This window comes from Streptomyces sp. B1866, assembly GCF_031932565.1.
GTDB lineage: Bacteria > Actinomycetota > Actinomycetes > Streptomycetales > Streptomycetaceae > Streptomyces.
Genome location: NZ_JAVSCF010000440.1, coordinates 1 through 2,689, shown reverse-complemented (window position 1 = coordinate 2,689; position 2,689 = coordinate 1). Strand labels below are relative to the sequence as shown.

At 77.4% G+C, this 2,689-nt stretch carries 1 protein-coding gene; it reads left to right on the top strand.

Features of this window, described 5'->3' with window-relative positions; genetic code table 11:
* Positions 1–429: 429 nt before the first annotated feature.
* Positions 430–2,658, top strand: a complete 2,229-nt coding sequence (locus tag RKE29_RS29170) for a glycosyltransferase family 39 protein (RefSeq protein ID WP_312008715.1) — start codon at positions 430–432, stop codon at positions 2,656–2,658.
* The last annotated feature ends 31 nt before the right edge of the window (positions 2,659–2,689 follow it).

Here is a 2,689-nt window from a genome sequence, read left to right as displayed (position 1 = left end):
GGCGACGGCCGGGGCGGCATGCGGGTCGGCGACGCGGGCCCGGCCGGGCCGGGCCCCGGCGTCCGCGGCGGCCCGGGTCATCGGACGCGTCCGCGCGTCTCGCCGAAGCCCGCGCGGGCCGTCGTTCCACACTCCACCACCCAAAAATTACCCAATACGGATAAATACGGCAAATTACCGCACCGGCGCGGAGGGGCCGCGACCGGGATCCGCCGCGCCGGCCCGGCGGCGTCGCGGAGGCCCCGCGGACGAGGCGCGGACGGACGGCGGACGCGAGCGGGCGGTTCCCGGTCCTCCGCGATTCACAGGCGTTTCTCAGCTTTCTCTCCGTCAGCACTCAGACGCGGGGGCAAGGGTGGTCCAGCCGCCCTTCGCCCTTCCGGGGCCCCGCCCGCGGCACGTCAACTGCCGCCTCGTACAAAGGAAGTCATGACATCCAGTGCCGACACCACCAGGCAGCCGATCCGCTCCGAGCCCGTCTCCGCGTCCGCCCCGGCCGGGGGACCGGCCCGGCCGCGCGGGAGATGGGAGGTGTGGCGTTCGCCGGCGGGGCAGCCGGGGTGGGCGCGGCCGGGGCTGCTGGTGACGGCGGGACTCGCGGCGCTGCTGTACGCGTGGAACATCACCTCGTCGGGGCTGGCGCCGTACTACGCGGCCTCGGCGCGCAGCATGTCGGTGAGCTGGCGGGCGCTGCTGTTCGGGGCGTTCGATCCAGGGGCGACGATCACACCGGACAAGATCGCGGGCTCGTTCGTGCCGCAGGCGCTGTGCGCGCGGGTGTTCGGGTTCCACGCCTGGGCGCTGACGCTGCCGCAGTGCGTGGAGGGCGTGGTGTGCGTGCTGGTGACCTACCGGATGGTGCGCCGGTGGGCCGGACCGGCCGCGGGCCTGGCCGCCGCCGCGGTGTTCGCCTGCACGCCCATCTGCGCGTCGATGTTCGGGCACGCGATGGAGGACGGGGCGCTGACGATGTGCCTGGTGCTGGCCGCGGACCGCTTCCAGGTGGCCGTCACCGGCGGCCGGCTGCGGTCGCTGGTGTGGGCCGGAGTGTGGGTGGGGGTGGGGTTCCAGGCGAAGATGATGCAGGCCTGGCTGGTGCTGCCCGGGTTCGCCGTCTGCTACCTGCTGTGCGCCCCCGGCGCCCTGGCCCGCCGCGCCCGGCACGTGCTGACCGCCGGGGCCGCGTGCCTGGCGGTGTCCCTGTCCTGGGTCGCGCTGATGACCGCCGTGCCCGCTCACGCCCGGCCCTACGCCGACGGCAGCACCGACAACAGCGCCTTCGCCATGGTCTTCGGCTACAACGGCCTCAGCCGCTTCGGCGTCGACCTGCCCGGCGCCCTCCCCGACTTCCTCGCGGGCGCGGGCGGGAAGTCCGCGGCAGGGTCCGGCGGGCCGCACGCGTCCGGTGCGCACGGCTCGGCGGCCTCCGGCACGGGGTCGGGCGCGGCGTCCGGCGCGGCGTCCCAGGCCCCGGCGTCCCGGGGCGCCACGGCGCACGGCGCGCCGGCGGGCGGCGCCGGGGCACCGCCGGCCGCGTCCGGGAAGGGAGGCGGGCGGCAGCGCCACCACGGCCCGGCCCGCGACCAGGGCGACACCGGATGGACGAAGCTCTTCGGGCTCAGGTTCGGCCCGCAGATCCTGTGGACGCTGCCGTTCGCGCTGATCGGCACGGCCCTGGGCCTGTACGGGCGGCGGCGCGCCGGACGCACCGACACCCTGCGGACCGGCTTCGTGGCCTGGGGCTCGTGGCTGCTGGTGGTCGGCCTGGTCTTCAGCAAGATGTCCGGCATCCCGCACGCCGCCTACCTGGCCACCCTGGCCCCGCCGCTCGCGGCGCTGACCGGCGCCGGGGCGGTGCTGATGTGGCGGGCGTACCGCGACGGGCGCCGGGACGCCTGGGCGCTGCCCGCGGCCGTCGCGGCCCAGGCCGGGTGGGCCTGCTGGCTGTGGTCGTACCACGCGGACTTCCTGCCGTGGCTGCGGTGGCTCGCGCTGGGCGCTGGGGCGGCCGGCGCCGCCGTCCTGGCACTGGGCCGACTGGCCGCCCGTACCCGCGCCCGGCTGACCGCCGTCGGCCTGCTGGCCGGCGTGGCGGGCGCGTTCGCCGCCCCGGCCGCCTGGTCCGCCTCGGTCCTCGACACCCGGTACGGCGGCTGGGCCATCGAGGCGAGCGCGGGCCCGTCCGCGGACCTGTTCGGGCTGCGGGCGACCGCCTCGCTCACGGACGCGCAGCGCCGGCTGTGGGCCTACGTCGAACGGCACCGGGGCGGCGCCGAGTACCCGCTGACCACCACGAACTGGATGGCGGCGGAACCGTTCATCCTGGCGACCGGTCAGAAGGTGCTGCCCATGGGCGGGTTCTCCGGCGCGGTCCCGGACCCCACGCTGAAGGAGTTCACCCGGCTGGTCGGCGAGGGCAGGGTGCGGCTGGTGCTGACGCGGCCCGGCGGCGGCGGAATCGTTCCGGGAGTCGGGACCACGGGCCGGATCGCCGCCTGGGTGGCCGCCCACTGCGCGCGCGTCCCCGCCGCGGACTACGGCGGGCAGGACCCCGCCGCGGGCGGCTCCGCGCCGCGCGGGGGCCCGGGGCGGGGCGGGCCGGACGGCGGGGTCGGCGGCGCGCTCTACCGCTGCGCGGCCGGCGACGCCCGGGAATGACCCGCTGACACGGGTGCGGCCGGGCGGCGGC